Source organism: Oleiphilus sp. HI0132 (assembly GCF_001635845.1).
In genome coordinates, this window is record NZ_LWGJ01001692.1 from 1 (window position 1) to 5,880 (window position 5,880).

Consider the following 5,880-nt stretch of genomic DNA (forward strand, 5'->3'; position numbering starts at 1 on the left):
TTATGCACTACACCGTTGCGTAGTACCCTGCTCGGCCTGGTTTGAATGGACAGGAGAGCCCGGGCACAAAATAAAACACCGTTTTTCACCGGCAATAGACGACGTTCTGTTTATGGCAGGAATACTATTTCCACTGAACTCAGGTGGCTTCCAGCTTGTTACCCTCACATGCGAAGCCGACCCTAATTGTGGAATTTATCACCATAGAATGCCTTTGTTAATCGAAGCATCAAAGGTGAAGGACTGGCTGGCACTGCCACGACCAGCCAATGAGATAAATCAATTTCACGATCATCACGCACTCCAGATTCACCCACCGATCAGTTCAACCCCGGCGACCTTCGAGCGCATAAGTGACTAGTAACCAAAACTACATTTTAGCAATCAGAGAATCCGGTAAAACACGCATAAGAGGCGCAACAATCGCCCAAGGCATTCGAGGAAGGGTAGAAGCTTTAACTTTCTTTTCAACCAGATCGGCAAACTGCTTAGCGCCCTGCTCTACATTGATAACAAAGGGCCTGCTGGGCAAACTACGGTTAATTTCCGTATCGATAAAACCGGGGTTAATGACACTCACATCAACATTGTCATTTAAGGTCTCCAGCCTAACCGCCTCCATATAGGTAGCCAAACCCGCTTTTGAAGCAGAATACGCAGCATTTCGTGGTAAACCTCGATAGCCCGCAACGGAAGCGGTTGCCACAATATGCCCACCACCTTGGGTCCGGAATGCTTTAAGCGCAGCCCTGACGGTAGCGATAGCACCATTTAGATTAGTATTGATTACGGCGAGCTGGTCATCTAAAGAGGCAATCTCGGCTTTGCCTGAGCGGGCAATCCCGGCATTAGCAACGATCATATCTAAACGCCCCAAAGAAGATTGAAAGCCCTTAATCACCTCATCCACCTGCGAAGTATCAGTGACATCAAGCGGCGCTATTTCTATCCTTGCTTCAGGGTAGGCTTTATGGATCTCGGCTTTTAATGATTGCAGCAGGGTTTCTCTACGTGCGCTAAGACCAAGATCATAACCTCGCTTTGCCATCTCCCATGCCAAGGCCTTGCCAATACCATCACTGGCTCCGGTTATTACGATTGTTTTATTCATTGCTAGCCTACCCTACAGTTGCTGCGGTCATCTTCAAATGGAGAAGTTCATATATTGTGCAGACGAAAGCCTAGCACAATAGCCAAGCCCAAATCATTAAGGAGGCAACAAAGCGGGATTCACAAAGCAGTAAGTCTATGAATAGTTCTAATCGTCTAGACTTCTCGTTTATGGCAGGCATATAATCCTGACTAGCTGTTCAATAACAACAATAGTGGTGTACATTCACTCTTAGCACCCATTCAATGACGGATCAAATCTATGCCTAGCTCAGACGCTTTTACTCATTACCGCACCTGCAACCTTTGTGAAGCAATGTGCGGTGTCGCGATCAAAGTTGAAGACGCACAGATTATCTCTATAAAGGGCGATCCTGATGACCCGTTAAGCAAAGGCCATATTTGCCCGAAAGCGCTCGCCTTAAAAGATATACAAGAAGACCCGGACCGGCTTAAAGTTCCACAGCTAAAAACCAAAGATGGCTGGAAACCCATCACTTGGAACAGAGCGTTTGATTTAGTTGCAAACAAAATTGGTGATATTCAACAACAGCACGGTAAAAATGCTGTAGGTGCCTACCTTGGTAATCCGAACACCCATCATCACGGCAATATTCTATTTGCACCAATGCTGCTGAAAGCACTGCGTACCCGCAATAAATTTTCTGCCACCTCCAATGACCAGCTACCGCATATGCAGGCAAATCTGGAACTGTTTGGGAATCAATATTTATTCCCAGTGCCTGATATTGATCATATGGATTTGTTTATTCTTCTCGGCAGTAATCCGGCAGCATCAAATGGTAGTTTAATGAGCGCGCCTGACTATTCAGCAAGGCTCAAGAAAATCATTAAGCGTGGCGGTGAGGTGATTCTACTTGACCCAAGAAAGACTGAAACAGTCAAAACAAGTACCGAGCATTTATTCATCAAACCCGGTACCGATGCCTTCCTGATACTCGGAATTATTAACACTTTATTTAATGAGAATTTAATCGAGACAGGCCGGCTATCAAGCCATCTTGAAGGGATCGCCGAAATACAGCTTATCTCGTCCGACTTCAACCCAGAGCACGTGAGCAGCATTACAGGTGTTACCGCCGAAGATATCAGAACACTAGCCCGCAAACTGGCTACCACCCCAAGGGCTTGCCTGTTCGGTAGAATGGGCACCTCAACTCAGGAGTTTGGTGGCCTGGCGACCTGGTTAGTTTATGTGGTAAATATTCTGACAAACCATATGGATGAGCGCGGCGGTTTAATGTTTAGCAAACCCGCAGCAGATATGGTTGAGCTAGCAGCATGGACAGGCCAAAAAGGCCATTATAATCGTTATCAGAGCCTTTCAGGTCTACCGGAATTTGGTGGAGAATTGCCTGCCAGCACCATGGCTGACCAAATCCTCTTGCCTAGTGATGAGCAGATAAAAATGATGATCGTCATGGCTGGCAATCCTGTGCTCAGCAGCCCGAATGGTCAGCACCTTGATCAAGCCCTCGATTCGCTGGATTTCATGGTTTCTATTGATTTTTATATCAATGAAACCTCAAAGCATGCCGATATTATCCTGCCTCCGACTGCGCCTTTGGAGCAGTCTCATTATGATATTGTTTTTAACCTGCTTGGTGTTCGGAATGTCGCTAAATACTCACCCGCCTTATTCGAGGTAGATAAGTCTGCTCGTCATGACTGGCAAATAGCGCTTGAGCTTCAGCACCGACTTGGCAAAGGCAATATTAAGCAAATTATTGGTGAACAATTTTCTTACCAATCACTGAAGCGCTTAGGACCCGACGGCTTATTGGATATCATCCTTCGTACCGGCCCTTATGGTACGCAGCTCCCTGGCACTAGCCAAGCAGGGCGTTTCCTGGTCGATGCCTTACAGGGGTTCTTACCAAGCAAACACCCAGCCCGGAAGATTCTGGATCTCAGCCCTTATGGTTCTCAAAACAGAAGTTTGAGCAAAGGCCTTTGTGTTAGCTCTTTACTTAATTACCCTCACGGTATCGACTTAGGCCCCTTGCAATCTCGCCTACCCGAACGGCTCTACAGCGTGAAGAAACGAATTCGACTCGCACCGAATACTTACTTAAAAGATATGACTCGCCTACGTAAACGCGGCGAGCAACTGCTTGACAGTCACAAAGCCGAAAACGGACAACTCTTATTAATTGGCAGGCGTCACGTCCGCTCTAACAATTCCTGGCTACATAACAGCAGGCGCCTGGTAAAAGGTAAAAATCGCTGTACTCTGATGATCCACCCTGACGACGCGAAACAAGTACAACTTAAAAACGGAGAACTCGCTCACGTAAGTAGCAGAGTTGGACAGCTTGAGATTGAAGTAGAGTTAACTGAAGATATCATGCCGGGCGTTGTCAGCATTCCTCACGGCTGGGGGCACCAGCGCGAAGGTTCAATGCTATCTGTTGCAAGCAAGCGGCCCGGGGTTAGTGTCAATGATCTAACAGACGACAGGTATGTAGACAAACTGAGCGGCACCTCTGTATTGAACGGCGTTCCAGTGCAAGTTCTTAAAGTTGGTCAAGACAAGAGAAAACGTACAACGCGTTCTCGTGCAAATAAATCCAGGGTACGTATGAGTGCCAAGCTTTCTTAGCCGGAATAAGTAAAACATATACTCTTATGCACCAGGTTCTAACATGATTATCGACCCCTCTTTTTTAAGCCCGGATGCATTAGATGGCCTAATAAACGACTATTGTTTAAGAGACTGGGGACTCAATGATGTCGAAGCCCCTTTGGAAACAAGAAAGTCTCAGGTGCAACAGGCGCTAAAGCAAGGCAAACTGGTCATACAATATAGCGAAGAGGAAGAAAGCGCTCATATCATGTCTGCAGACTCTCTCGGCCTGGATAATTAGATTAGATGCCCTTACAAGATCAACACCCGCCGATCATCCCCCACGAACAACTTGCCAAGTTGATTGGTGAATTACGGTTTGATGAACTTCTTCAGCAGCTGGAACAGTTTCTCATAGATGGGCTTGAGTCAAACAAGACAACTGCCAAAGCTAAAATAAATGGCTTTGAGGTCAAGCTCAATTATCGGAATAATACAGTCGAAGGTGCCTGCCAATGTCCAGAGTCTGATGGCTTTGACTTCTGCCCACATTGCGCAGCACTCTGTCTGCATGTTAACCGGAATACCCAGCAAATATCATCTCTCGCCAAAGGCCCCGACAAAAGCCGGGTACTTGCCTACCTGCTTAGTCAAGATAAACAGAACCTAGCAAAAGAGTTCTTATCTTTATTGAGCAAGGACAGTGAGCTATTCGAACGCTATGTGCTCAGGGCATCCTTAAATCAAGGCGAACTAGATTACTCAGGACTGAAAAGCCAGATAACCGAGTTAACACGCAAACCTGAAAAACTGTTCAGCCAACGGCAGGTTAAACACTTTTTCGCAAAAATCGAGCGCTTTCTAGACGAGCTAAACGCTTTGGATCACTATTCTGACGCGGACAAAATGCTCAAACTAATGGAGCATATGCACCAGCGTCTGGTGCGCCTGCTCGATACAATTGATGACAACTCAGAGCAGCGTAGTGAAGCCGTTACGACCTACAGAGCACTGTATAGTAAATTACTATTGCAGCTGCAGGGGCGAGAAGAAACTAAAGCCAAGCGTTTCTTCAAACTATGGGTGAATGATCACCACGCTATTCTACCTCTTGATATTGAAGCCTTCCTGGATCAGAACATAACAAACAAGTTTATATCCCTACTCAATAAAATACTAAAAGATAAACTAGCTAAAAAAACCTCCAAGGCAACTGACGATCTCAAGCAAATCCAGCGAGAAAAAATTCTCCGGTACTTACTCGACACGGCCCTTAAGAAAAACGATACCGACAAGGCCCAACAAATGAGAACTATGATTGAGCAAGGCCGCCAGTAAAGGCTGGCTATTTCCTATCAAAATTGCCCCGTGCTTTTCAGTTTTCATGATAGGATAGCGGGCACATCAATACAGACTACAGCGTACTAAGGAAATATTATGAGCGACAACGCGCCTGAAATAAGCATGAACCCTGATGAACTTTATCTTGAAGAAGTCTATACAGACAACAAAGTCGGCACTATTCGTCGCATGACACCTGTCGATGCAAATGGCGACGCAGACAGCGCTAGACCCGTTCTGTTTATCGGCAGCACTCAAATGATGACGCCAGCTGGACCACTTCCTTTGAACTTCGAACTTCAAGGTTCTACTCTGGGTGAAGCGGCAGCTAACTTTGGCGAAGCAGCAAACAAGTCGCTTGAAGATACAATGAAAGAACTTCAAGAAATGCGTCGTGAGCAGGCTTCTCAGATCGTCGTACCGGGCCAAGGCGGAAGCCAAATCCAAATGCCTTAAAGCATTTTTTCAATGGGGTCAGACTCGATTGAAAAATAGCCATACTTATGTAGGCGGGGCCTCCAGTCGCGCAAACCGAAACCAGGGAATCGTTTGAAAGCCCCGTGGCACAGCAAGCGCCCCGAGGACGGGCCGCCTACAAAGTCATAATACTTATATGTAAAAGTTGGCACGCAGTCTGACCTACTGAAATAGCAGTTTCGACTAGAGCCTACAAATACCCTGCCCAAACTTAGTCAGCAAAGTGCCAAAACTTGCCGTTGAAGGTTGATTTTGGTTTGGCCGAATGTTACTGGCTTCAAATTCCTGGGTGATGTCTGTAGATGGTGAACAACCAACTTAACAAAGTGTTAAGTCGGCTTTCGGGTCTTCCCTAATATAATTTG

General features: G+C 46.2%; 6 protein-coding genes. 5 read left to right on the forward strand and 1 reads right to left on the reverse strand.

The window, feature by feature from the left end:
- On the forward strand, positions 1-361 hold a 361-nt coding region (locus tag A3766_RS25915; RefSeq protein WP_197479754.1), incomplete at its 5' end, for an SOS response-associated peptidase family protein.
- A 9-nt stretch (positions 362-370) separates the two neighbouring features.
- Here A3766_RS25915 and A3766_RS25920 read toward each other — a convergent pair.
- Positions 371-1,111, reverse strand: coding sequence for an SDR family NAD(P)-dependent oxidoreductase (locus A3766_RS25920; RefSeq protein ID WP_068509268.1), 741 nt, complete (start codon positions 1,109-1,111; stop codon positions 371-373).
- Positions 1,112-1,372: 261 nt separating this feature from the next.
- On the opposite strand from A3766_RS25920, the gene A3766_RS25925 reads away from it, so the two are divergent.
- The 4 genes from A3766_RS25925 (at position 1,373) to A3766_RS25940 (ending at position 5,494) form a co-directional block, all read left to right on the forward strand.
- Complete coding sequence (locus A3766_RS25925; protein WP_068509271.1) at positions 1,373-3,733, forward strand: molybdopterin oxidoreductase family protein; 2,361 nt, start codon at positions 1,373-1,375, stop codon at positions 3,731-3,733.
- A 43-nt stretch (positions 3,734-3,776) separates the two neighbouring features.
- On the forward strand, positions 3,777-3,998 hold the full coding sequence (locus tag A3766_RS25930; protein ID WP_068509273.1) for a YheU family protein: 222 nt from the start codon (positions 3,777-3,779) through the stop codon (positions 3,996-3,998).
- 5 nt (positions 3,999-4,003) lie between these two features.
- Positions 4,004-5,035: a hypothetical protein gene (locus tag A3766_RS25935; RefSeq protein WP_068643253.1), complete on the forward strand. Its 1,032-nt coding sequence runs from the start codon at positions 4,004-4,006 to the stop codon at positions 5,033-5,035.
- Between the two features lie 99 nt (positions 5,036-5,134).
- Entirely contained in the window at positions 5,135-5,494 is a 360-nt protein-coding gene (locus tag A3766_RS25940; RefSeq protein ID WP_068643255.1) for a hypothetical protein, read from the forward strand.
- Positions 5,495-5,880 lie beyond the last annotated feature (386 nt).

Bases quoted from the DNA above. Each gene is read 5' to 3' on its own strand.
- A3766_RS25925 (WP_068509271.1), top strand. From the start codon at position 1,373: ATGCCTAGCTCAGACGCTTTTACTCATTACCGCACCTGCAACCTTTGT.
- A3766_RS25940 (WP_068643255.1), top strand. From the start codon at position 5,135: ATGAGCGACAACGCGCCTGAAATAAGCATGAACCCTGATGAACTTTAT.
- A3766_RS25930 (WP_068509273.1), top strand. From the start codon at position 3,777: ATGATTATCGACCCCTCTTTTTTAAGCCCGGATGCATTAGATGGCCTA.
- A3766_RS25935 (WP_068643253.1), top strand. From the start codon at position 4,004: ATGCCCTTACAAGATCAACACCCGCCGATCATCCCCCACGAACAACTT.
- A3766_RS25920 (WP_068509268.1), bottom strand. From the start codon at position 1,111: ATGAATAAAACAATCGTAATAACCGGAGCCAGTGATGGTATTGGCAAG.